This window comes from Novipirellula methanifontis, from assembly GCF_052161655.1.
Lineage (GTDB): Bacteria > Planctomycetota > Planctomycetia > Pirellulales > Pirellulaceae > Novipirellula.
Genome location: NZ_CP197418.1, coordinates 2474471 through 2498631, shown reverse-complemented (window position 1 = coordinate 2498631; position 24161 = coordinate 2474471). Strand labels below are relative to the sequence as shown.

The 24161-nt window shown below is 53.7% G+C and carries 20 protein-coding genes and 1 tRNA gene; 8 read left to right on the top strand and 13 right to left on the bottom strand.

Translation table 11 applies throughout. From position 1 onward, the window contains the following. Positions 1–40 precede the first annotated feature (40 nt). A complete protein-coding gene (locus tag SH528x_RS08780; protein WP_442510149.1) occupies positions 41–1120 on the bottom strand; it encodes a glycosyltransferase family 2 protein in 1080 nt (359 codons plus the stop codon). Between the two features lie 1021 nt (positions 1121–2141). Between SH528x_RS08780 and SH528x_RS08775 the strand changes: the two genes are divergently transcribed. Continuing rightward, positions 2142–3344 (top strand): DUF1559 family PulG-like putative transporter, encoded by a 1203-nt coding sequence (locus SH528x_RS08775; protein ID WP_442510148.1) that lies wholly within the window; start codon positions 2142–2144, stop codon positions 3342–3344. A gap of 249 nt (positions 3345–3593) precedes the next feature. Here the strand turns inward: SH528x_RS08775 and SH528x_RS08770 are convergent, their stop codons facing one another. After that, complete coding sequence (locus tag SH528x_RS08770) at positions 3594–3845, bottom strand: hypothetical protein (RefSeq protein WP_442510147.1); 252 nt, start codon at positions 3843–3845, stop codon at positions 3594–3596. A gap of 128 nt (positions 3846–3973) precedes the next feature. Between SH528x_RS08770 and SH528x_RS08765 the strand changes: the two genes are divergently transcribed. Next, complete coding sequence (locus SH528x_RS08765; RefSeq protein ID WP_442510146.1) at positions 3974–5635, top strand: FG-GAP repeat domain-containing protein; 1662 nt, start codon at positions 3974–3976, stop codon at positions 5633–5635. Between the two features lie 127 nt (positions 5636–5762). Here the strand turns inward: SH528x_RS08765 and SH528x_RS08760 are convergent, their stop codons facing one another. Further along, a complete protein-coding gene (locus SH528x_RS08760) occupies positions 5763–7058 on the bottom strand; it encodes a tetratricopeptide repeat protein (RefSeq protein WP_442510145.1) in 1296 nt (431 codons plus the stop codon). A gap of 261 nt (positions 7059–7319) precedes the next feature. On the opposite strand from SH528x_RS08760, the gene SH528x_RS08755 reads away from it, so the two are divergent. From SH528x_RS08755 to SH528x_RS08745, 3 genes are all read left to right on the top strand, one after another. Continuing rightward, on the top strand, positions 7320–8072 hold the full coding sequence (locus SH528x_RS08755; protein ID WP_442510144.1) for a phytanoyl-CoA dioxygenase family protein: 753 nt from the start codon (positions 7320–7322) through the stop codon (positions 8070–8072). Beyond that, positions 8069–9232 (top strand): AAA family ATPase, encoded by a 1164-nt coding sequence (locus SH528x_RS08750; RefSeq protein ID WP_442510143.1) that lies wholly within the window; start codon positions 8069–8071, stop codon positions 9230–9232. The genes SH528x_RS08755 and SH528x_RS08750 overlap by 4 nt, the downstream gene beginning before the upstream one ends. Before the next feature lie 554 nt (positions 9233–9786). Continuing rightward, a complete protein-coding gene (locus SH528x_RS08745) occupies positions 9787–10329 on the top strand; it encodes a hypothetical protein (RefSeq protein WP_442510142.1) in 543 nt (180 codons plus the stop codon). A gap of 49 nt (positions 10330–10378) precedes the next feature. On the opposite strand, the gene SH528x_RS08740 is transcribed toward SH528x_RS08745, so the two are convergent. The 3 genes from SH528x_RS08740 to SH528x_RS08730 all read right to left on the bottom strand — a co-directional run bounded on the left by SH528x_RS08740 (position 10379) and on the right by SH528x_RS08730 (position 12343). Beyond that, on the bottom strand, positions 10379–11716 hold the full coding sequence (locus SH528x_RS08740) for a sulfatase-like hydrolase/transferase (protein ID WP_442510141.1): 1338 nt from the start codon (positions 11714–11716) through the stop codon (positions 10379–10381). A 76-nt stretch (positions 11717–11792) separates the two neighbouring features. Further along, entirely contained in the window at positions 11793–12011 is a 219-nt protein-coding gene (locus tag SH528x_RS08735; protein WP_442510140.1) for a hypothetical protein, read from the bottom strand. Between the two features lie 258 nt (positions 12012–12269). Further along, positions 12270–12343 (bottom strand) — tRNA-Asp (locus SH528x_RS08730). 316 nt (positions 12344–12659) lie between these two features. Between SH528x_RS08730 and SH528x_RS08725 the strand changes: the two genes are divergently transcribed. Then, positions 12660–12917, top strand: a complete 258-nt coding sequence (locus SH528x_RS08725) for a hypothetical protein (protein ID WP_442510139.1) — start codon at positions 12660–12662, stop codon at positions 12915–12917. 38 nt (positions 12918–12955) lie between these two features. On the opposite strand, the gene SH528x_RS08720 is transcribed toward SH528x_RS08725, so the two are convergent. The 6 genes from SH528x_RS08720 to SH528x_RS08695 all read right to left on the bottom strand — a co-directional run bounded on the left by SH528x_RS08720 (position 12956) and on the right by SH528x_RS08695 (position 21302). Further along, the gene (locus SH528x_RS08720) at positions 12956–13933 is read right to left on the bottom strand and encodes a tetratricopeptide repeat protein (RefSeq protein WP_442510138.1); all 978 of its coding nucleotides are present in this window, start codon (positions 13931–13933) and stop codon (positions 12956–12958) included. 175 nt (positions 13934–14108) lie between these two features. Further along, entirely contained in the window at positions 14109–17459 is a 3351-nt protein-coding gene (locus SH528x_RS08715) for an efflux RND transporter permease subunit (protein ID WP_442510137.1), read from the bottom strand. A gap of 24 nt (positions 17460–17483) precedes the next feature. Beyond that, complete coding sequence (locus tag SH528x_RS08710) at positions 17484–18614, bottom strand: efflux RND transporter periplasmic adaptor subunit (RefSeq protein ID WP_442510136.1); 1131 nt, start codon at positions 18612–18614, stop codon at positions 17484–17486. Between the two features lie 27 nt (positions 18615–18641). Next, positions 18642–19076, bottom strand: a complete 435-nt coding sequence (locus tag SH528x_RS08705; RefSeq protein ID WP_442510135.1) for a rhodanese-like domain-containing protein — start codon at positions 19074–19076, stop codon at positions 18642–18644. Continuing rightward, a complete protein-coding gene (locus SH528x_RS08700; RefSeq protein WP_442510134.1) occupies positions 19048–19209 on the bottom strand; it encodes a rhodanese-like domain-containing protein in 162 nt (53 codons plus the stop codon). Before SH528x_RS08700 ends, SH528x_RS08705 begins: the two co-directional genes overlap by 29 nt. Positions 19210–20381: 1172 nt before the next feature. After that, a complete protein-coding gene (locus SH528x_RS08695) occupies positions 20382–21302 on the bottom strand; it encodes a YdcF family protein (RefSeq protein ID WP_442510133.1) in 921 nt (306 codons plus the stop codon). A gap of 326 nt (positions 21303–21628) precedes the next feature. On the opposite strand from SH528x_RS08695, the gene ypfJ reads away from it, so the two are divergent. Then, positions 21629–22489: a KPN_02809 family neutral zinc metallopeptidase gene (ypfJ, locus tag SH528x_RS08690; RefSeq protein ID WP_442510132.1), complete on the top strand. Its 861-nt coding sequence runs from the start codon at positions 21629–21631 to the stop codon at positions 22487–22489. Between the two features lie 3 nt (positions 22490–22492). Further along, positions 22493–22717 (top strand): SlyX family protein, encoded by a 225-nt coding sequence (locus tag SH528x_RS08685; RefSeq protein ID WP_442510131.1) that lies wholly within the window; start codon positions 22493–22495, stop codon positions 22715–22717. 24 nt (positions 22718–22741) lie between these two features. Here SH528x_RS08685 and hemG read toward each other — a convergent pair whose 3' ends face one another. Next, entirely contained in the window at positions 22742–24148 is a 1407-nt protein-coding gene (gene hemG / locus SH528x_RS08680) for a protoporphyrinogen oxidase (RefSeq protein ID WP_442510130.1), read from the bottom strand. Positions 24149–24161: the final 13 nt, after the last annotated feature.

The window sequence follows — 24161 nt, the reverse complement described above, 5'->3', positions numbered from 1 at the left end:
GAATTAACTCTGCTGATGCAAGCCAATTCAATAAAAACGATTAGGGAATCAGCTCGAGTGCAAACGAGTCGAACACATGAGGACATGCTCGTCGTTTCCGTTTCTTCAGTCGATAATCTTTGCGAATGAAGAACCCAAACACGCGTCCGACGATCAATCCAAACCACAACTGAAACGCAAGCTTGAGCCCAACGGTGGGAAAGATTTGTTCACAGTTATCAAACTCAAACGATTCGCCGCACTGTCTTCGTGCTCGAAAGATCACACTTTTCCCAGATGGAGTCGTCCGGAATGCGGAAGCATAAATCAACATTTTTAGACCGGGCAGTTTCAGTCGATTTTCCGATGGTCCGACAAAACTCTTGGAATATGAATTGTTCATCAACGCTGCGCGATCGTTCGGGTCGGGCAGCATTCGAGAGAGGTAGCGAACGTTTTTCAAAATCGGCGAAATGCATTTCTCGCGTTCGCCATCATTGCAAAATCGAATCAGCGGCGAGGGATGAAAGAGGACCGAGGCTTCCTCGTTCTTTTTCAAACAGTTCAAAATCCACGTGACATGTGGAAAGTAGCTCGAGCTGTATTCATAGGCGACGCCATGGTCCTTTCGGATGTACGTCATATTGTAGGCCGCTGAAGAGATCAGGCTGCCGCAATAAAAAGCATGCGAAGAAAGGAACTCTCCCGCCGTGTGAAGCGTTTGTTCGGTCACGTGTGTTTGGTCAGACGTCGAATCGGGAAACTCGTTGACGTTGTAAACGATCGCCATCAAATCACGCTGCTGATGTATCGATGGCAAAAGCCGGTTCACGGCATCCGGCACCGGAACGTCATCGTCGCCTAACACCCACACCCAATCGGTGGCAGCACTTTCAAAGCAGTAAAACAGGTTGCCGTGGGCTCCACGGTTGAACGAGTGGCGGACGATCGTCACATCGGAAAAACCGTGCTGTTCCAAGATCGGCTTTGCGATGCCTTCCGCGGGGATGGGGCTCGCATTATCGGCGATGATCAACTTGCAGTCGGCAGTGAGCTGTGGCACCAGTGCTTCCAGGCAACGCCGCAACTGGTCCGGACGATTAAAAGTGGGGACTGCAATCGTCAGAACGGGCTCTGTCATCGGTTTCGATTCCTATTTTCGACGAAAGTTGCCTCCATCTCCGAGAATGGAGCGAAAATGCGACGGCTCTGCGCATCTCAAATCAGTACATACCGAATGAAATGACCGCGAAGCTAGAGTGATTTGGCGAAGATCACCCATAACAACGTCGTCCGGCGAGGGGGGGAATGAGGCTTTCCGTTGGCATGAATTTCGAATCGAAAATTGCTGAGAGCGAATCTTACCCAGAACACTGTCTGCTAGTTTTGATTCAGCCAAGCTTCGATTTAGCCAAGCAAGGAGCCAGGCAAGGAGAGTCGGAGGAACTTTTTAGCGAAAATTGTGAGCAGTCTAAGAAATATGTACGAAACCTTTGACGATTGCAGGCGTTTTTAAATGGTGGCTGACGTAGAGCGCAACGCCTTTACTGAAAATCGAAACCGAAGAAGGGTGTTCTACGCCGGAGCCAACGAAGTCAGTTTTGCGGAATCCCGAAGCGTACCATGCCCTTAAGGAAAGTCTTGTCTTGAAGGGAGCGAAGGAAGCCATGTCTCGAAGAAAAACATGCCGAGTGGTTGAGAACGACCACGGCTGCGAAGGACAGCGATCGTCGGGACGGCGTATTCGCAGACGTCCTTAAAAAGGTCAGCACCGCCATCAGGCTCGCCAAAATTGGCCATGTGCCTCACGAAACCTCTCGTTTTAAGAAGAAATCCGATGTAGAGAAGATGACCAGGTATTGCCGGGGCCGCAGTGTGTTTCTGCGGCTTCGCGACGACGACCTCGGTAACAGCCAACCGTTGGACTGGATTCGGGTTAGCGTCAGCGCAACCGACAATCGAGCCTATAGACTTCTCTATCGCTTGCTCCGGGAGGGATTTCAGAAATCTTGTCGTATTTTGACTTGTTTTCTGGGGCGACCAGCACAGAATTCGCTAATGCGGCATCAGTGCGGTTTCCATGCGTTTTCTCGCACTAAAGTCGCAGTGCGAACGTCCGTACTTTTATGTTCCTTTATTTCCAAATTTTGAGGGTCGATCCTATGAAGAAGAAGAGCGGAGTGGCAGGCTTCACGCTGGTGGAATTGCTGGTTGTGATTGCAATTATTGGGGTCCTAGTCGGTCTATTGCTGCCTGCGGTCCAAGCCGCGCGTGAAGCGGCTCGTCGAATGAGCTGCAGCAATAACTTCAAACAACTGGGCTTGGGGCTGCACAACTACCATGCGGCCTACAACAAATTTTCGCTTGCCGGTGCCGGTACACAGCCGTCCGTTGCGACCGATTCGTGGATCGCTAGCACAACCGGTAACAACCTGCGGTTGAGTAACTTGGTCGGTCTGCTGCCATTCGTTGAGCAGCAAGCATTGTGGGAGCAAATCAGCAACCCCTACAACAAGAACGGCAATGTGTTTCCTCCGATGGGACCGACTCCCGAAAACTCCAACTACGAACCCTGGGCCACGGAAATTGCTGGGCTTCGATGCCCTAGCGATCCCGGTGTCGGCTTACCAGCGTTGGGGCGGTCCAATTATGTCGCCTGTTATGGGGACTCTGCCGTCGTTTCGAATACTGACGTGTACCAGGTCAGCGCAACTGCTGCGTTCCCCTACGTAATCACCTCTGGCAATTCGACCGCTGCTCGGGCTGCCGCTCGTGGCGTATTTGCCCGCGGACAACAGTTGGGCATTCGAGACATTCTCGATGGCACAGCCAATACGATTGCAATGGGCGAGATTGCTACCTATCTCGGCGACAAGGACATTCGCACGATCTCAACCGCCGGTACCGCGAACGTGGCAGCGACACTTCGCGATAACCCAAGCTGGTGCAAAGACCAAACCGGAGGAACGGCGGCTTACATCGATCCCGCTCGACCTCGATTCTGGTCCAGTGGAACGACAACCGCTGGTATAGGACGAGGCTATCGCTGGGCCGAAGTTTCGCCTTCGTTCGGCGTCTGCACCACGATTTTGCCACCGAACCGCGAGTACTGTGGAGCGGGTAGTGATACTCGTGCAAACATTACCCCAATGTCCAGCCAGCACCAAGGCGGAGTTCACGTGCTGATGGCCGACGGTGCGGTGAAATTTGTCACGGACTCCATCGAAGCCGGAGACGCTCACGCAGCCCAAGTCCACGCTGGTGGAACTGCCGCGCTGAATAACACCCCTGGATCGCAGAGTCCGTATGGTCTGTGGGGAGCACTCGGTTCGCGAGCTAATAAAGAAGTAACGTCGGAATTCTAAGGTGAGCCGCCGATCCGCTTGCACGCCTTCACCCAGCATCTCGTTGTTGCCGAAGAGGGCGTTGTTGCGGAAGCGGTTGTTTCGTTGCCCTCGACAAGTTCGTCGGTAACGAATCGTGGCCGCTTCAAGTTGACTGTTTTTAACTGAACCCATTTAACTCAGGCCGAATTCGGCCTGAGTTTTTTTGTTGCCAGACGCGGAAGTTAACAAACCTCTCAAGGCACTTAAGCAGCGACGACACAAACGTTGTTAGCTGGTTGGCTTAGCTGGTTGAGCAGGTTTGGCTGGCGCAGCAGGTTGACCTGGTTTGGCAGTTGCAGCAGGTTTACTAGATTTCATGGCAGCCGATTCGGCTTCTTCCTGCGCCTTGATCATGGCTTCGTATTCAGCCTTTGCTTTCTGGTCGGCATTCTCGGTCACATTTGAATTGCCCGACTGGCCACCACAGCCAGCTAACACAAGGGTAAGCGAGATCCACAAGACATTGAGAAGGATTTTCATTATATTACCTAGAGGTGAAAACAGAGAATCACATTTTGACTCTCGTAAGTTGATGTCATTTTATCAATCTAAAAGTCCACTGGGTAGTCACGTCATGACGCCGAGACACATCGCGCGGGAGTACTTGATTGCTCAATAATTCCGAATCGCCCGTTTCCAGCGAGGCATGCTTTCACTTGCGGAATTGGCACGTTGTTGTTGGCCGGATTGCCTGGCTATGGATTGCGGGGGTGATCGCATTCTCAGTTGGTTGCTCGGATAGCTCATCCACCAAGCCGACCCCAGAGGCGTCTACTAAGAACGCGGGAGAGCAATCGTCAACCCAGGAGCCAGGGGAAGCGGAGAAGCTGGCTTTTACGCAGAGGTTGCGTCCGCAGGTCGAGGAGTTCTGTGGTAGTTGTCATGTCACACCACGTGCGGACAGTGTTGATCGGAAACGTTGGCCACGAGAGGTGTTGCAGGGATTTGAATTTCAACGCCTGTCGGGCCGCGACGCGAGAAACCCGCCCTCAGTTGAAGACGTCACGAAGTACTTTGTCTACCTGGCTCCTGAAACGCTTCAAATGCCGCGGTCGATTGTGGGGAACCCTCCCTCGCGTGTGAAATTCGAGGCGACAGCGATAAGCAAGCTGGCCGGGAAATCATCGGCCGCGCAACCACCTTGCATCAGTCAGATTAAGTGGATGGCGTTGGATGATGGAGGTCCGCGGTCACTTATCTACTGCGACCTTGGGACGGGAAGCATCTATCAGTTTCAACCTCAGACGGATGACGCCCCCAAGCTGCTGGCGGTGCTATATCAGCCAACTTCGTTCGAGCCAGTTGATTTAGACGGAGATGGTCGTCTCGATTTGGTCGTGGCGGATCTTGGGGAATTTTTAGCGGCAGACAGCGATTTGGGCCGCGTCGTTTGGCTGCGCAGACGCGCTAACGGCGATCAGTTCGATGAGATCGTCTTGCATGAAGGGCTGGGCCGCGTTGCGGACGTCAAGCCTGCAGATTTCGATGGTGACGGTGATATTGACATCCTGGTGTCCGAATTTGGTTGGCGGACAACAGGTCGGATCTTGATGCTGGAACAAACCAGTGTTGATAAAGACGGAGTGCCAAAGTTTGACTTGAAAGTGATCGACCGTCGCCACGGAACGATTGAAACTCCCCTGGTGGACCTCAACGGCGATGGTCACCTCGACTTCGTCGCGCTCATCAGCCAAGAGCATGAAGTGGTTGAAGCCTTCATCAACGATGGGACCGGTCGTTTCTCAATCGAGACGCTTTATCGAGCGAATGACCCTACCTACGGTTCTTCTCGAATTGAGTTGGCGGATCTGGATGGTGACGGCGACGTGGATGTCGTTTACGCCAACGGTGATTCGTTTGACAGTGGCTCGAAACCGTATCACTCCGTTCAATGGCTAGAGAATCCAGGCACATTCCCATTCGAACATCATCACATTACTTACATGCCGGGCGTGTTAGCGATCAAGACGGCCGACTTTGATAACGATGGCGACTTGGATATTGTCGCGGGTGCGTTGATGGCCGAGCGGGCTGATGAGTCGCTTGAGGCGGCGGGAGTCGAGTCTCTGATCTTGCTAGAACAGACCGCTCCACGCGAGTTTAAGCGAACTCAGATTGAAACGTCTGCCTACCAGCACGGGGCCATCGAAGTGGGGGACTTTGACGGGGATGACCTCATCGATATCGCAGTGGGAAACTTCTTGCATTACCAGCCCCAGTTGCCGACTCGCCAAGACTTCATCATCTGGAAGAATCTTGGCCTGAGGTAAGCAGGAATCATTGCGTGAAATCCCGTTAGCCGTTTGGGCGCTAGCCCCGGTTGATCGCCGGAACCGTGGCTAGCGCCAAAACGGCCAATTTACTGAAAGACTCCTGCCTAACTGCTTAGCGAGTTGGCTACCGAGTCACCATCGCGGGCAGCGGCAGATGCGATAGGTCAAGCTGCATTTCCGGATGGCCGAGCTGCATTTGCCAAGGTGTCTCACGGCTCAATCGAGAAACCACTTCCTGTCGTGCCGTAACGACATCGACGTTCGGATCTTCCGGTAGCGTCGCAGCGGTTGCCAACCAAGCCTCCGCTTCCCAAAGCCGCCCAAGATCGACAAGCGTGGAGGCGATTTCATTGGCCAGCGCGCGAGAGATACTGCGTGACTTGATGAATCGCTGTTTTGTTTGCCTCAAACGTTTGAGCAATTCGATGCGGTGCTCGATGGCTGTCATCACGACGGGCGTAACCTGTATCTCGGCTAGAGCGAGTTGGCTGAGCTCGGCACTCAGGCCCGTCCATGCATCCATCGCATACGAGTCACGCTGAGTGGCTTCCCAAAATGCCCGTGCGGCAGCGGCGTGATCTTGGCGATACGATGCCCATTTACCAAGTGTCACCCAGTACCCCGGTTCATTTACGTAGTCGCCTTGCAAGCGATCCATCCAGCCTTCGAGCGATTCGAATTGGCCAGCACTAATCAAAGCTTCGCCCAAGAGAATTTGTGCTTGGACCGTATCCGGATGTGTGTCGAGGATCCCTTCGAGTAGCTCGATTGCATCGCCAGGTAGCCCCTTGTCTAGTGCTACCATGGCTTGCGGGATGAGTGGCCGCCGATCGTCTGGGTTGCGAGCAACCACGGCTTCCCAGGAAGTGTCGTTGGACGCATTGCGGCGGGTATTGCAGAGGGACGCCAGGAGCTCACTATCGAACTTGCGTTTCCGCACCAACTGCCTGCCATGCGGTTCCGCCAGAGTACGATTCTCCATTCCTATTAATAAGTCATAGATCAGTCGACGTGTGCCGAACTGTTCAGGCTGTGCCTCGACTGCGTCGGTCAGAAACGCCAGTCCATCGAAGAGTCGACCGGCATGGATCGTCGCGACAAACGCCTGCTGCACCCGCTCTTCACGTTCAAACGACTCCGCTCGACAAGCAGCCATCAACAGATCGGCGGATTCGCTGGGGTGCTCGCTTTCAAAAGCAACCCAAGCGAGTTGTGCGAGCACGTCCGGGTCATGTTGGTGTTGCTGAAGAACAGCATCAGAGTACTGCCAGGCATCGTCCCAGTGCCCTTGCTGAGCCGCCTCGTTCATCGCTTCCAACGGCGGTTGAACTGGCTTGGAATCGAGTCGATCGCAGCCACCGCAAACCATCAACGAGGCGAACGAAAGCAAGAAGAAGGCGACGTCAGATCTTCGCATCATAGGAATGTTAGACACCGACATTGCGGAAGATTTGTATACGACGATACGCCCTAGCGATTCTAAGATCGACACTTTCGAGTGTCAACTCACTAGCCACGCGGCTGTCATCGAATGGGATATACTGCCAAGCTGCGACGGAACTTATGTATTGCCATGGATACACGACTCGATCACGACATCATTGAACCTTCGTGTTTCAGCTCTCATATTTAAACTCAACGAATCGTAGCGAAACAAACACGAACAAGATGGCACGGCGGAATGAACCAAGCTGACTTGACGGCAATCCACGACAACGGATTTGCCCTGATAAAAGATGCCGTCGACGAGGCAACGGTCGCGCGATTGACAGCGGATTGCGAACAGGCTTTTGCTGATGATACCGATGTGCAGCGTGCTCGATCGAGCCGCGGACACGTCTATGCCGCTCGCAATTTGCTTGACGTCGTTCCTGAAGTCAAAACGTTTTGGCGAAAAGGCAAGTCATTGCAACTCTTGCAATCCGTTTTGGGCAATCAATTTGGCCTGGTTCGTGTACTGTTCTTTGACAAGCCGCCAGACCGAACATGGGCACTGCCATGGCACAAAGACACCGCGATCGCGGTGAAGGACAACTCGCGTCCATCATCAAAATTTTCACGGCCCACACTTAAATCCGGAGTTCCTCATGTGGTCGCCAGTGACGATGTTTTGCAACAGATGCTCACGCTGCGATTGCATTTGGACGACGTCACGGACGAGAATGGTCCCCTGCGTGTGATTCCCGGTTCTCACGTCTCAAGTAGCAGCGAAGGATTGGGGGGCGATGCCGCAGTCACGGTCCACGCCACGGCCGGAGATGTCTTGGCAATGCGACCGCTGATCAGTCACGCAAGCGGTTCCTCCCAAGCAGGCACAACCCGTCATCGACGTATCCTCCATCTCGAATTTGCAGCGACTCGCGAATTGGCCGATGGCTACGAGTGGCATGATTTTGTTCCGGCAGATGCAGCTCAGGACTTTACGCAATCATGATCGAGCGTCTCGCCATAGCCGGATACCGTTCTATTCGATCAATCATATTGCGACTCGGCACGCTAAACGTCATCACGGGACCGAATGGTTCGGGGAAGTCAAATTTGTATCGCGCTCTCCGATTGCTTTCGGACGCGGCCGATGGACGACTCGTTCATTCACTCGCCCAAGAAGGTGGTTTCGATTCAGTGAGGTGGGCCGGGCCAGAAACCATCACCACCGAAATGATCAATGGAGAAATGCCTGTACAAGGTACGATCCGTAAAAAGCCAGTCAGTTTGCAAATGGGTTTTACCGCGGATCCGTTCAGTTACTGTCTTGATTTGGGGCGTCCGCAGCCTTCGGCTTCGGCATTCGACGGTGATCCCGAGGTCAAACGAGAATGTTTATGGCGTGGATCAAGCATGAGTGCGAAAACGCTTTGCGCTGATCGCCGCCAATCGTCGCTACGCTGCCGGGGCGTAAAAGGCGGATGGCAAGACATCGCGTTACCGTTGCAACCTTTCGAAAGCATGCTTGCCGAGTACGCCGATCCGTTCGCTGCGCCAGAGTTGATCGCGACAAGAGAGATCATGCGTTCGTGGCGATTCTATGACACTTTTCGAACCGATGCAGACGCTCCGGCACGTCGCGCCTCGATCGGGACACGAACACCGGTGATGTCCGGCGACGGTCGCGATTTGGCAGCTGCCATACAAACGATTTACGAAATGGGGGATTACACAGCACTGGACCGTGCAATTGACGATGCGTTTCCTGGATCGAGCATTCGCATTAACAGGTCCGATTTCGGCATGCAACTGGCTTTAAAACAGCCGGGCATGCTGCGTGAATTAACGGCTGCGGAACTCTCTGATGGCACACTGCGGTTCATTCTGTTGATGGCGGCGTTATTGACTCCGCGACCACCGGAATTGATGGTGCTGAACGAACCAGAAAACAGTCTTCATCTAGAGTTGATTCCGGCTCTCGCGCGTCTCATCTCCATTGCTGCCGAGCGAAGCCAGATCATCGTCGTTACCCATAATGATGCTTTGGTCGAGCAACTCGAATCCGACGAGATCTGCGTCCCGATTCGCTTGGAAAAACGAATGGGCGAAACGATCCGACAGGATGCAAACCTGCTTGACCAGCACGGTTGGAAGTGGCCATCGCGATAGCGACGCTATGACGTGACGCTCCATTGACGGATTCCAACAGCGAGTGCAAACACCATGAAGTTCCATCTGCTCTGAAACCCTCGCACCAAGGCTCTGGCTTGGAACGCACTGCACCCGAGTTTCCGCCTCGACCGCCAATCCGGAAATAGCGAGTTGCCAGTCACGTTCTCACGAAAGGAACCGATCCAAAGCGATTTTGACAGGAGAATGAAGGGCAGGCAAATCGTCCCTCTGAATTCATTCGTCTGTCCCCATATTCGTCTGTCAAAAATCGCTCGTCGCTGTCGGCAATCCGCTCCCACTAGCATGCTCAACAGCGGGTTGCCGGTCACACCCTTCGGAAATCGATGTCTAATCGATGAACCCGATCGTTCTGACTACAGACGTTTAATGTTGTTTTTCAGGCGAGCCAATCTGTTCAATAACGGAGAATTCATTCATTTCGGCACAAAATAGCCGGGTTGCTCCGGTTTTAGCGGATTGCAGGGCGAACTTCGACGATGAAATCCGAACATAAACAAGATTGCTGGTTCGGTTTTTAGAAAGACGTGGCCTTGAATTTAATACATACACGATTGTATCTCCTGGTGATCGTGCTGTCCGTGCCTTGCTTTCAAGGATGTGCCACGATTGCGAGTCACCGCGAGTACCCCGTGGCGTTCGAGAATAGTGGCGGCAAAACGTACTTCGCGGTTCACGATCAAAATAACCAACTTGTTCACCAGGGCGTTACGCCTGAGCAAGTCACACTGCCTGCGAAGTCTGCCCCGTTTCGACCTGCAAAATACAATGTGACATTCGCAGGTGCAGGTGAGTTCACCCAGCATCGTGAGTTGAAAGCGGGCTTCGATCCATGGACTGCCGGAAATATTCTAATTGGCGGCGGTTTGGGTGCTGTCGTAGACGGTGCGACGGGAGCGATGTTTAAGCTTCCCAAGAGCGTGACGGGCGAAGTTCCTGCTCAGTATGCGGTTGTCGATGCTGCTCAGGGTGCCAGAATTGCATCCCTTCAATTCGAGCCTGCGAAACTGAACAGTCCATCGCAGTCGGACGTTCGTCATGTTGAGTACCAAGCGAAACTTGAGTCTGGTAAGTAGACCTGGATGCAACATTTAGTCTTAGTCTTGATTTTGGGGTAGCAGTGTGTCAAGAATTTGGCTGCTTGTCGCTCTGAGAGAGACTCTTAAAAATCTGATTGAGTCGGACGCGGGCGGCATTGGCTTCCTCGTCGTCTGGTGCGGCGGCAGGTTCCGCTGGCAGATGGCGAGCATCCCAAATCTGATCGTTCTTTCGGAACAGTCGCCACGAACCGTCGAACAGGTTCTCGCCCTTTCCGGCAATCGCGTGATGCACCCATTGCCGTGGCGTACCGGCGCGACCATGAATCTGCGGGACGATACTGCGACCGTCCAGCGATAGAGATTCTGGGATCGTCGTGCCGGTCAATTCGCAATAGGTGGGAAACAGATCGACAACGTCGATCAAGTCCTCGCAAACCTTGCCGACGGGTATCGATGGAGGGCCCCAGACAATCAGGGGCACATGCGTCCCCGCGTCGCCGAGTTGAAACTTGCCACCGTTTACGTTGCCGGCAAGCGTGTGGCGAGTATGTTTTAGTTGGCCTGGTTCTCCTGATTTTGGATTATGAAAGTCAACGTCATGCGTGCCATTGTCGCCCATGAATACGACGTAAGTGTTTTCGCGAATCCCGAGCCTGGTCACAGCAGCAAGCAGTCGGCCGACGAGTCGGTCCATGTAGCCAATCATGTTGCCCAGCTGAGCTCGGCGTCCCAGTCGGCGATCTTCGGGAGTCTCGACAATGGGATCATGTGGAAGCATTTCGTTATGAACGATCAAGAAAGGTTGATTCGCCGTATGAGCCTCGGTCATCTGCTCGATCACATATTCTGCCAACACATCGGGTCCAAAGCGTTTGCCGATGTCTTCACGAACCTGGCCGTCTTCGTTGAGCGTAGGATTCCAATGGCGCGACGTCTTCTTACCGTCACGCCAAATCTGCCAGACGCACCACGAATCAAATCCGGCATCGCGTATATGGTTTGGCCAGACCTCAAGGGTTGCGAGTTGCCACTTCCCAGTCACGCTGGTGGCATAGCCGTTCGCACGAATCTGTTGAGCAAAGGTTGGCATCTTTTGAAAATCAACCTTTTGGCGAGTCCCTTGATGAACCGGCAGCACTCCGAGATGTGAATGTCGGAATGTATAGAGCCCCGTGTGCAAGCTGACTCGTGAAGGCGTGCATACGGGGCTAGCGTAGGCGCGGTTGAATTGCATTCCTTCCGCTGCCATCGCATTCAGATTCGGCGTCGCGAAATCCAAGCCGCCATAACAATTCAATGCCTCGTAGCCGATGTCGTCGGCGTAGATCATCAAAATGTTCGGTTTCTCAGCCGCCTTGCTTTGAGGCAAGAAAAGCCAGTGAGTGCAAATCAACGCAAATGTGATAGCCAGGAAGCGAAACATGGCGAGTTCGATTCAATAGGAAGGTTGGCATTTTTCATTCAAACGCTGGCGTCTCAGCCAGTCAGTCCCGATTCGATCATCTGCTAGCGAACGGCTTTGCAGCCACAGGGCCAAATTCGTCGGCATCGAGATCGGCATACAAACCGCGGAGCGGTGTGAATGTCGGTTTGATCTGACGCAGCTTACTCGACTTAATGGCGCCGTAATAGGTTTTGCTGTGCCGCAAGTAATCGCGAACCATCATCGCGATGGTGTAGGCGACGGTTTCGGTGCAGAAAGAAGGGCTGTCAGTCACTGGCGAGACGCTCCGCAACGATTCGACCGTATCCAGGATCGACGTTTTCGACTCCTGCTGTCGAAAGAGAGAGTCGCGGGAGTTCCCGGAAAAATGTGTTCGGCATTTCGGAACCGAATTCGACAAGCTGGGAGAATCGGATGCACTTTTCGTGGAAGCCAAGCGGGAAAGTTCCCGTTCGGAGTGGCTTGAAAGCGTACTCGGCCAGAATTGGCCAGTCGCCGATTGAAACGGCGAATCACGATTTTCCAAAAGAAGCGACGCGGACGGGACTCGAACCCGCAACCTCCGGATCGACAGTCCGGGGCTCTAACCAATTGAGCTACCGCGCCATGGTTGGCGTGTGGTGCCGAAGCACCGGTTTGACATGAGTGCCGAAGCACTTGTGTCGCGTTTGCGATGATGCAAACAATATGATCAGCAAGTTTGTTCTTTGCAACCCGTCTGGGAAGCATTAATGCTGATCACTTGGACGGGGATTATATCGATCCTCCGAACCTCCGCAAGTCACCTTTGCCAAGAAGTTTGGCTTGCCAATCTCGCTTGCGGACTGGCTGTGACGATTAATCCAATCATGCTGGAATTCATCGGGCATTGCAACCTGGGTTGGCCACTTTTTTTGCCCCGGTCGGCTAAGAAAACCTAGGGTTGGACAGCGATTTTGTTTCTCGAGAATCCAGTTTTCTCGAATCGCTGACGCTATTGCTTCTGCTGTCCGCCATAGGGCTGGTCCAAATGATTACTGAACTACTGCTTGCATTCTCACTGGGCGATTGGTTTCGGGATGCATCCAACGAACTAACCCGCTATTTCAGCCACATGAACACAACCCAGTGGGGGATCGTCTCCGCCTGTTCAGTGACCTTCGGGTTTCTGTGCCTCAAGGGAACCGGCCTCAAACGCTAATCGCGGCAAGGGGGATCACCGGCAAAACTACAGCACGCTTACTGAGCTGCAGCGGCTCTCGCTTCGTCGAGCGATTTTTGCGTGTCGGTCCTGTAGCCTTCGATCGTCGTCTTTTGGACCGCCACTTCATAATGGGGGATCGCCAAGTCGGGCTTCCCGAACTCTGTATAGAGATCACCCATGTGGCGATGGAAGAAATGAGCAAGCGAATCATTGCGTGACTCGGCAGGCAATTTTTCTGCCTGCTTCACCATCTCCATCGCTTTATCTCGGTCGCCAGCCTTTAACCAAGCGGACGCGGCTTCTTTCAAATTCCAGCTCTCCGTTGTCGTGTCCAGCGCCGCTGCTTGTTGATATGTCTGTGCAGACTTTGCGTATTCTTTGCCACGGACATACTCTCGCGCCAAATTCCCTTTTTGAATCGCCATGCGGGCGTCGGCAGCAATCGCTTGTTTGGACCCAGGCTCAGGTTTCTCGTCCTCTGGACTGAGACGCTCAAGTAGCTCCATTAGCTCGATCGTTCGCTTGGGATCTCGCCGAGATCGCGAGTAGAGTTCCGAGAGGACGTAGACTGTCGGTTCATCCTCAGGTTCTGCGTCCAGTTTTTTCTCGTAGCGGGTAACGAGAGCATCAAGCTGGCCGCGGTTGTACGCGAACGAGAGCAAACTCGAACGCGTCAACGAGCGTTCGTAAGTTTTCGTTGAATGCCGAATGATGTATTCGGCGGAATCTCGAAACGGCTCGAATTCAGGAATGCCGCGATACACTCGCAACAAAGCCTGATGACACTTAACGCGGTACTCATTGTCTTTGGCAAGCGAGAGTGCGGCTTCGAGTGGTCCGCGAGCTTCGGATTTTTTGTCCGCGTTCAAAAACGCTGCTCCCACCATGTACGCGTCTTCCGCCGACTTAAACGATGACGAACCATCCTCTGCCACAGACGACAACTGCGATGTGATCAACGCCGTCGCAAACACAATCCAAGTGACTCTTGTTTTGAACAAAGAAGCAAGCATCAAATTATTGTCCGTGAATAAAGCGAATCGATTCGAATCGAATTTAATTCGGGGGAGGGACGCGTCTCACAACTCGATGATTTTATCCTCGTCCACGGTGAGTTGCGATACGAAAGCTAGGGGCATGCAGCGAAACCATGGATTTTGCCTCTTTTCGATATCCGCCTTGTTAGTGCTAGTGGTTTAGCGTCGGCTCGGCAAATTCAACTTGCTGATTGCGATACAGCAACCAATACGACGCAGGGATGACCACCAGCGTAAACAGCGTCGACGTGAGCATCCCAAAGATGATGGCCCAGGCTAGGCCCGAGAAAACCGGATCGAGCGTGATCACACCGTTGGCAAGTAGCGTGGTGCCTGCGGTCAATAGAATCGGACGGGTGCGAACGGCGACACTGCGAATGATCGATTCGCGAAGGTCGTGTCCTTCGGCTTGAGCCAAGTGAATGAAGTCGATCAAGACGACGGAGTTTCGAACCACGATTCCCGCCAACGCGATCATGCCGATCATCGCAGTCGCGGTGAAAAACACGGGATTAGGGTGACCCCCAATTCCGACATCGGTGATCCAATTTAAAATCCAGAACCCAGGCATGATGCCGATCATGGTTAGCGGAATCGCGGTCATGATTAACACCGGTAATATTCGCGAACCGGTCTGGAACATCAGGATGATAAAAATCCCCAGCAATGCCGCCGCAAACGCCAGTCCCAGATCACGGAACACATCGAGGGTGATTTTCCATTCGCCTTCACCCGCCCAGTTGACGGTGTAGCCCGCCGGAATCGACCACGGCACATCACCGCCCAACGAGATCCACGAACGCTGGGAAAGTGGCCTTGGCTCGGATGTGTCGATCTGAGTTTGGTTCTTGCTGACAATGTCTTCGATCGATTGGTCCGAAACCGTACTATCCCACTGGACATCAAGGATGGCATCGGCCGGAGGACGACCGGCGACCTCGGCATAAACAAACACAACGCGTCGCAGATTTTTGTGGTAGATCGTTTTCTCTTCATCGACCATTTTGAACTCGCCGAGTGATCCAAGTTGAACGCTTTGCCCGGCGATGCCTTGAACATAGATCTCTTCTAAGTCATCAATGGCTGACCGATTCTTTCTTGGTAATTTCAACTCGATCCACAACGGTTCGACTTCGCTTGGCAAGTGCATTACGGTTGCTTTGTAGCCGCTGAGCACTGCACCCACGGTGTCGGCAATCGCCTTTGTCGAAATCCCTGATAGCGCCGCCTTCGTTTTGTCGGTTTCAAACACGTAGCGCAGCGAATCGTCTTCGGCGCTGACGTCGAGGTCGGCAACACCCGGTTCCGCCGCCAGTCTGGCTTTGACCGTACGGGCCACTGCGATTTGGTCATCGTAGTCGCCTTCGGGCGGTCCATAGACTTCGGCCGTGATCGACGACAACACTGGCGGCCCCGGCGGGACCTCGACCAGCTTCAGATTGGCTCCCATCGAATCACCTAGCTTGGTGACTTGGTCGCGAATCCGCAGCAAAATCTCGTGTGACTGTTGAACTCGAAAGTCTTTGCCAATCAAATTGACGCGAATATCCGCAACGTTCGGGCCTTGACGCAAGAAGTAATGACGCACCAAGCCATTGAAGTCCATCGGGGATGCCAAGCCCACAAAAACCTCGTAATCACGCACCTCAGCGAGCCCGCCTAGGAAACGTCCAATGCGGCGGGCGACCACGTCCGTACGCTCCAGCGTCGTTCCCTCAGGCATGTCAATCACGATTTGAAATTCGTTCTTGTTGTCATACGGCAACATTTTGACGGGAACGAAGCGGAAAACGGGCAGCAGCAATGCGATGAAGAACAACGTGGCAACCGCAATCAAAACGCCCCAAGCGTAAATTGCTTTGCTCAATATCGGAGTTAAGACGGCGCGACTGATTCGGTACAGCGGACGCTTGGTAAGATCGAAGCCATCGCTACTCGTGTCCCCACTTTCGAAATGCTTGAGCGACACCAGTGCCAACCACGGCGTAATCACAAACGCAACCAGCGTCGAAATCGTCACCGTCAATGGAACGTTTAGTGCCATCGGCCCCATGTACGGCCCCATCATCCCAGTGATAAACGCCAACGGCAAAAAGCTAGCGATGATCGCGAGCGTCGATAGGATCAACGCAGGCCTCACCTCTTGTACCGCCCGCAACACCGATTGACGGGGCGGCAATATCTTCATGGCAAAGTAGCGGGCGATATTCTCGACATCGGTGATCGGGTCATCCACGAGCAGTCCTAATGCCAATATCAACGCAAACATCGTGACGCGATTGATCGAGTAGCCCACCATTAAATTGACAAACAACGTCAAGCTATAACAGACCGGAATCGCCAGCGCAATCACGATCGCAGGCCGCCACCCCATTACCAAACCGATCAAACCGACAACGGTTAAAACCGCGACCAACAGCCCTTCGATCAGCTCGTTGACTTTTTCGTTAGCGGTTTCGCCATAGTCGCGTGTGATGCGGGCGTGCACCCCGCGAGGCAAATGGGTACGTGACAACGATTCGATCTTTTCGTGAACAGCCTCCGCCACTCGCACCGCGTTGGTCCCTTTGCGTTTAGCCACCGAGATGTTGACCGCTGGAAAGACGTCTGCGACATCGACGTGATCTTGATCGGCCGGACCAAACCCGATCCAGCTATAATTTTCTGCTTCCGCAGGACCGTCAATAACCGTCGCGACATTTTTCAGATAGACCGGACGGTTACTTGCCACATTGACAACAAGGTTTTCGAGTTCTTCGATCGATTGAAAGAAGGTGCCCGTCTCTACCGAGAACCATTTGTCTTGCTGCTGGAAATTGCCATTGCGACTAGTCACGTTTCCCAGTTGCAAGGCATTGGCTACCTGTAATGGCGATGTCCGGTGGGCCGCAAGTCGCTGAGCATCGATCCGCACATAGATCCGACGCGGCCGACCCCCGATCACTTCAACGCGATTGGTGTTGGGAATCGCTTGCAATTCTTGCTGGACTTCTTCGGCGATCCGTCGCAACTCATGATCGCCATAACGATCGGTTCGTTCGGACCAAAGCGTCGCAATCACGATGGGAACATCATCGACTTCGATCGGTTTGATCACCCACGACTGAACGGTCGGTGGTATTAGATCGGTCGAAGAATTGATTTTGTTGTAAAGTTTTACGAGCGAATCTTCGCGATCTTCGCCCACATAGAAACGTACCGTGACAACCGATTGTCCAGTCTTGCTCAGCGAATAGACATACTCGACCCCATCAATTTGCGAGAGCAGCTTTTCGATGCGGTTAGTGACTTGACGTTCGATTTCTTCGGCCGACAGTCCTGGTGCCGAAATAAATACATCCGCCATCGGCACCACAATTTGCGGTTCTTCTTCGCGAGGGGTTAGCCAGAGCGAGGCCGCTCCGAGCAGCAACGAGATCACGATCAGCATGATCGCCACATCGCCCCGAAGAAAGACTTCGACGATCCGAGTTAAGAAAGGTGTTTTCGCTTCATCGTTCATTCGTCACGATCCTGAAGTCAGATTTCACTCGATGTTCGATTCGGCATCTGGGTTTGGGGCATTTTTCGCGTCTCGCAAAATCACGCGTTCTCCGGCCTTCAAGCCGCTCAGCACTTCGTGACGTCCGGGCATGCCCAAGTGGCCACTTTGAATCAAGCGGCGTTCGATGACACCATCGGAAAGCACCACATCGACAAAGTCGAGTTGGCCCATGCGGACAATGGCTTCGTCAGCTAAACAAAGATGTCGTCGCTCGCCTGTGGGAATTCGCAATCGACCGAACATTCCCTCGTAGAGCGAATTGGATTTTGGCATACTCGCCTTCACCAAAAACGATCGGCTTGGCGCATCGGCTTGCGGAACAATTTCATCGATGGTCACAGGAAATTCCTGGTCCAACGCATCGACATAGACTTTCATTTTGTCACCGATATGCATTTTTACCGCCAAACTTTCCATCACCGGTGCTTCGAGCCGAAGTGATGTCTCGTCATAGAGCACAAGAATGGGCTCGCCGGGTTTTGCGACGTCACCGGGTTCGGAAAGCCGATCGACGATGCGGCCACTTTTTGAGGCGATGATTTTGGTGTACGACAGCATTACGGCTGATTCCGAAACCGCTTGTCTCGCTCGGCTCTCTTCGGCCTCGGCGACTTGCAAATCACGCAGCGCCAAATCTTGATCCGAAGGGGAGGCAGCATTTTGACGTTTCAGCGACTCCACTCGTTCAAACTGTTTTTCGGCTTGAGCACGCCGGGCAATTGCCGCTTCGAGAGCTTGCTTTGCTTGATCTAAACGCGACTGAAACTCCTTGCTTTCCAACTGAATCAATTCCTGGCCTTCGACGACTTGCTCACCCGCAGTCACCATGACCTTATCAATCGTGGCGAGCAATTTTGACGCGACGACGGTTCGGCTGGACGCCTTCAGCGTCCCCACCGATTCTTCGATTGTTTGTTTGCGAATCTCATGCACGATATCGGTTGGCTCGCCGGCATATTGTGAAACGCCTCGGACATTCCAATCGGGCGGGATCTTTGTCTCGAACATTCCCGACAGCCATGCGATCGTCAGCACCATCAACACTAGGCCGGCGACCATCGCCAACAGGCGAGCGGAATTAGAAATGAGTTTGGAAATCCATGCAGTCTTCATGTGTCTCATCGTCCCAAGGCGTTTTGCTTACGAACTACAACACGAGTCATCATTTTTTACTTGATTCCAAGGCATCTTGGCGAGCGTCATGCCCATCAAACAACTGTCCAGGATTCCCGCCCCTGCCAAACCGGCCCCCATGATTGCCGCGATGGCGGCAAAGTAGGGTGAAACCGTGAGCGCCAAAACGCCGCTGATCAACACAATCGTGCCGGCAACAATGCGTACTTGGCGCTCGAGCGACACGCCCTTTTTGCCTCGCACCACCGGATAGCCTGCCGCATCCCATGCCATCGTGCCTCCGTCCACATTGACGACGTTGGCGTAGCCAGCATCGATCAATTTACGACACGCTTTTGCGCCGCGAGCTCCTGATTTACAGATCACGTACAACGGTTTCTCAGCATCGCGCTGGCTCATCAAATCCGCGGGATCAAGCGTCCGCGGGATCAAGCGAATCAAGTGGCACGTTCCGCGCGGTCAATGCACGCACCTCGCGAAATTCCAGCGGCGTACGAACGTCGACTAAATCAATCTCACCTCGTGCATCCAACATCGCGAGTTCATCAACCGTGACCGTTTTCAAGTCCGACATCTTTATTCCATCCTGCGAAATGAGTGAGCGATTCCAAAACAGCAAGCAAACGCTGAACCGTTTGCTACCGCGACGATCCGTTAGCCTGCACGCCCCGCTGCAAATTTGCGTGGCAGTGCACGGCGGATCAGGCAAACGCCGATTCCTGTAGCATTCTCTGCCTTATATGGTCAACATATCGTGATGTTGCGATATGTCAATCCATCGAATCTACGGGGATCTGCGGATTTGGCTATCACGACGCATTGCGAGACATATCGCACACCGCACCGCTACTAAAGTAGATGGCATTGGGCTTGCGCCGCACCACTAATGCTTTGGGCTTGTTGTTAGATATCAAAGGTGAGGTTTTCTTCTGGCGTAGAGTGCAGTTACCTCTCCACCGACGAAGGTGACTGCTGATTTAGTAGCAAACGCACAGGCCGGAGGCCGACAGATAGACTGCCGTTGGCGTGAGCCAACGGTTTAGGGGCGACTTGTCGCCGTAAGGCCGGAGGCCGACACACCGGCAGCAGATGTCTCGCCCTCAGGGCTATGTTTTTCTGCCTCTCCTGACCGGTAGCTTATGCTACCGGCAGAGGGTGTATCGGCCTTCGGCCTGCAATCAATGCTACTAAATCAGCAGTCACCGAAGTCGGGGGAGAGGTCGAGGACGCCCTTAAGGCGTTGCTCGGGTGAGGGGGCGACCGCGCTATCTTCCGAGCAATTCCGGTGCAAACGGCGTTATCGTCGGCGAGTGGCTTGCTCGGTCGCCCCCTCACCCGAACGTCGCTGAAGGCTCCGTTCGACCTCTCCCCCAACGAAGGTGACTGCTGATTTAGTAGCAAACGCACAGGCCGGAGGCCGACAGATAGACTGCCGTTGGCGTGAGCCAACGGTTTAGGGGCGACTTGTCGCCGTAAGGTCGGAGGCCGACACACTGGCAGCAGATGTGTCGCCCTCCGGGCTATGTTTTTCTGCCTCTCCTGACCGGTAGCTTACGCTACCGGAAGAGGGTGTATCGGCCTCCGGCCTGCAATCAATGCTACTAAATCAGCAGTCACCGAAGTTGGTGGAGAGGTGGCAGAAGAATTGCGCAACCAAAAACCAAAAACCACAACAACACCAAAGCCTTAGCGGTCCCGGCTTGCGCCGTGCCGTTACCACGATGGATGACGCCGCGGTGCGTACTGTTAGCGGTTAACCAGACGGGCCAGTCGCTCTTTGAGCGTTCGACCGAAACGCTCTATCGCACTGGCGCTGGGGATCAACTCGCGAGGCGAGAAGTCGTATTCGAAGTGAGTTTCATAACCACATGGCAGCGGAATGAACGTTAGCTCGTGATCGGCGGCCAAACGCATGGCACGTTTCATATGGTAAGCACTGGTCACTAAGCCTATCTTTCCGTCGCGAGGAAAGTTTTCAGGGGGCGAGGCAAAAAAGGCGACGAGGTTGGTCATTTCCTGGGATGTATTGTCACCGGGAGATTCGAAAATTTTGTCACTCGGGACGCCGACCGATTCGAGCATCATGCGACCGGCTTCGGCGGGTGGAATTGGGCTGAGCGATGAACCCCCGGTACATATCACGGCCTGGGTTCGCCCCGCATGCCAAAGCTGAGCCGTGAACATGATGCGCTGTCCGGCCGACCCTAGTTCGGGAACTTCGTCATACGCGATTTCGATTCCTCCGCCAAGCATCACGACGCAGCGAAGCGGTTCGGACAAAGTGCTCAGGTCGGTGCGAGGCGGCTCGAGTTCGCTAATACTGGCGTCAGCAACAGATCCGTTACCGGTGATCGAGATAAACACAAACAGCATTGCGAAGACAACGCCGAAACGCCGAGCATGTGCACGAAAACAAAGCAGGCTCGCGACCAACGTGAACGTCCAAAGAATGCCGATGGGCATTACCAATTCGGTGGCGCAGCGATCAGCCATCCCTTTGTCGTTTTGAATCCAGGTCCAGATGACCATGAAGAGGTCAAGAGCGGCACCGCAAGCGATGCCCCACAATACATTGCGTACTGTCCAGATTCGATCTTGAGAAGTTGAATCCTCCGAAGGAGCTTGAGCGGAGTCGCGATTTGGTTCGTTGACGTCGGAGTGATTCATGATTTGCGAAAGTCAGCACGTAAAAAAAAGGAAACAAAATCGTCGAACATTAAGGGGCGGGTTGTTCGGTGAAAACTCGCGTTTATCCAGCTTGCAGACAGGATCATGCGAGATTCTGTGGACGGGGAAGTTATGCAAGGCGAATTGGCTCGAAAAATGCTTGGAACCATGCACCGTAGCATGCAGCGAACTATTCGTTCGGTGTTACAATCCCCGTAGAAAACTTGGGAATTGGTTTTTACTGGTTTTGCACAGTTTGGACAGTTTAATCAAACATGTTGGCGTGGACATGTTTGCTCAACCGGTAATCTATTTGGAGTGATGATATGCGATGGCGTGGACGTCGACAGAGTGACAATGTAGAGGATCGTCGCAGTATCAGCGGCCCTGCGGTTGCCGGCGGCGGTGCGGGGCTAATGATCCTGGCCCTGATTGTCGCGTTGCTGGGAGGGGACCCGCGTCAAGTAATGCAACAAGCCCAGCAGGCGCCGGGGCCAAGAATGGGCCAAGCGGAGGGCAATCGCGAGCTTACGCCAGCAGAAGAAGAAGCGGGCGACTTTGCCAAAACGATTCTTGCCGACAGCGAGGATGTTTGGACGCACTTGTTCCGCACTCAATTACGCCGCGAGTATGTTCCGCCGACCCTCGTTTTATTCAGTGGCCAGGTGCGTTCGGCGTGTGGCGGTGCGACGGCGGAATCGGGGCCATTCTATTGTCCTGCAGACCAGAAAGTTTATCTCGACACGTCGTTCTTCGCTCAGCTTTCGGACCAACTAGGGGCTCCCGGCGATTTTGCTCAAGCCTATGTGATTGCTCACGAGGTCGGTCACCATGTACAAAACCTGCTTGGTTACACAGATCAAGTTCAGCAAGTCCGGCGGACTCGCAGCGAAAACGAGGCGAACCACGCATCGGTACAACTCGAATTGCAGGCGGACTTCTTCGCAGGCTGCATGCTGCATCACTTGCAATTGCAAAAACAAGTGATTGAAGAAGGGGATATCGAAGAGGGCTTACGTGCCGCCGCTGCGATCGGCGATGACCGGTTACAGAAGAAGAGTCGAGGCTATGTCGACGTCGAATCGTTTACTCACGGTTCGAGTGCACAGCGACTGCGATGGTTCCGACTCGGGCTGCAAACCGGCGATCTGCGTCAAGGTGACACCTTTAATGCGAAAGATTTGTAAGGCATGGCGAACGACTCCGAATTGAAACAACGCGTGATCGAACTTGAAATCAAAATCACGCACATCCAACATGCCTATGACCAACTGAACGAAGTTGTTACGCAACAGGCGATGCGGCAAGACCGAATTCAAGCGGTTTTGAAGTCGATGAAGGAAAAGATGGACGATTTAAAGTCGACCAAAGAACCGGCCCAGGATCCGCTTGATGAAAAGCCGCCTCATTATTGAGAGCGTCCGGCTTAGAGAACCTTTTTAGCTGATCTTGCTAGCTAGTTTTTCGGCGGCTGCGATCACCGGAGCGATACCAACCCCGTCCAATGCGTTGCTGATCAAATGAATTCCAGGGGCATTGGCAATGGAATTGCGGATGCGCCTCACACGCTCGACATGCCCGAGCGTGTATTGAGGCATCGCGTTGTTCCAGCGAACGACGCGACTGAGAACTGGCGTGCCGCGGAGCCCGATCAAGTCCGCCAGCTCGCTGCGTGCGATCTTGACCAACGTCTCATCGTCGTTTTCTAGCAACTCAGGCTGCAGCGTCCCCCCGATGAAAACTCGTATGATGACGTGATCGTCAGGTGCACGCCCAGCGAATTTTTCGCTGGCGAAGCTGGCGGCTAATATCTTCCGTTGTTCGATCGGAGGGACAACGAAGCCGAACATCCGGCGTTTTTCGACAATGTCATCGCGACGAACCACCATGACAACAATCGCGGTGGAAGAAGACTTGATTGACGAAAGTTCTGCGGAAGCGGCGGGAGCAATTTTCAGCAGCAACTGCGAACTGACGCGTGGTGGGGTTGCGATGACAACGTTGCGGTACAGACCCGAACCGCCCTCGGTGTCGCGGACAAGCCAACGATCATCGAGCCGCTCGATCGACTGGACACCACATTGCAAGCGAACCGTTCCAACCGGCAACGATTCACAGAGCAGTTTGGGCAGCTCCATCATTCCACCTGGAAAAGCACGGAATTGTTCGTAGCGTGCCCCGGCGCTGCTGCGTTCGACGGAATCTTGACCTGATCGACGACGCGCCAAAGTGGCCCGGGTCAGCGAACCGTATTCACGCTCCATGTCGACGAACGCTTTCATGGTCGCGTTCATGCTGAGCGTTTCGACATCGGCCGTGTAAATTCCAGCGACCAACGGCCCAACGATTTGCTGCAGCACTTCGTTGCCGAGTCGACGACGGACAAAGCTGGCCACACTTTCGTCTTCGTTGCTGGTTCGCTTGGGCACACGTGCTTCGGCGAACATTCGCAGCTTGCCCCGCAGCGACAGCAGCCCCGTCGTCAGCATCGGGAACATCTTGGTGGCACGCATCAAGACGAAACCATCAGGTAACGGTTTTAATTTTCCACGATGAACAATCATCGCGCCGCGGCCCGTTTTGTTGGGCAGGATCAATCGATCTTCCACCCCCAGCTTGCGACACAAATCAATTGCTGCTGGAGGATTCAGCGCGAACATGTCGGCGCCAAGATCGAGAACAAAATCGTCAATCGTCTCGGTGCGAATTACACCACCAACACGGTTGGATGCCTCGAGTAGCACAAGCTTTCGATCGGGATTTTTCAGATGCAGATGGGCTGCCGTGGCGAGGCCTGATAAACCGCCACCCACAATTGCAACGGCCAATTCAGTTTCTTCAGACACGCCTGGGAGGATT

Excerpts from the sequence above, each read along its gene's own strand:
- SH528x_RS08780 (WP_442510149.1), bottom strand. The coding sequence starts at position 1,120 with ATGACAGAGCCCGTTCTGACGATTGCAGTCCCCACTTTTAATCGTCCG.
- ypfJ (WP_442510132.1), top strand. The coding sequence starts at position 21,629 with ATGCGATGGCGTGGACGTCGACAGAGTGACAATGTAGAGGATCGTCGC.
- SH528x_RS08740 (WP_442510141.1), bottom strand. The coding sequence starts at position 11,716 with ATGTTTCGCTTCCTGGCTATCACATTTGCGTTGATTTGCACTCACTGG.
- SH528x_RS08770 (WP_442510147.1), bottom strand. The coding sequence starts at position 3,845 with ATGAAAATCCTTCTCAATGTCTTGTGGATCTCGCTTACCCTTGTGTTA.
- SH528x_RS08715 (WP_442510137.1), bottom strand. The coding sequence starts at position 17,459 with ATGAACGATGAAGCGAAAACACCTTTCTTAACTCGGATCGTCGAAGTC.
- SH528x_RS08685 (WP_442510131.1), top strand. The coding sequence starts at position 22,493 with ATGGCGAACGACTCCGAATTGAAACAACGCGTGATCGAACTTGAAATC.
- SH528x_RS08755 (WP_442510144.1), top strand. The coding sequence starts at position 7,320 with ATGAACCAAGCTGACTTGACGGCAATCCACGACAACGGATTTGCCCTG.
- SH528x_RS08750 (WP_442510143.1), top strand. The coding sequence starts at position 8,069 with ATGATCGAGCGTCTCGCCATAGCCGGATACCGTTCTATTCGATCAATC.
- SH528x_RS08695 (WP_442510133.1), bottom strand. The coding sequence starts at position 21,302 with ATGAATCACTCCGACGTCAACGAACCAAATCGCGACTCCGCTCAAGCT.
- SH528x_RS08720 (WP_442510138.1), bottom strand. The coding sequence starts at position 13,933 with ATGCTTGCTTCTTTGTTCAAAACAAGAGTCACTTGGATTGTGTTTGCG.
- SH528x_RS08710 (WP_442510136.1), bottom strand. The coding sequence starts at position 18,614 with ATGAAGACTGCATGGATTTCCAAACTCATTTCTAATTCCGCTCGCCTG.
- SH528x_RS08760 (WP_442510145.1), bottom strand. The coding sequence starts at position 7,058 with ATGATGCGAAGATCTGACGTCGCCTTCTTCTTGCTTTCGTTCGCCTCG.
- SH528x_RS08700 (WP_442510134.1), bottom strand. The coding sequence starts at position 19,209 with ATGTCGGACTTGAAAACGGTCACGGTTGATGAACTCGCGATGTTGGAT.
- SH528x_RS08775 (WP_442510148.1), top strand. The coding sequence starts at position 2,142 with ATGAAGAAGAAGAGCGGAGTGGCAGGCTTCACGCTGGTGGAATTGCTG.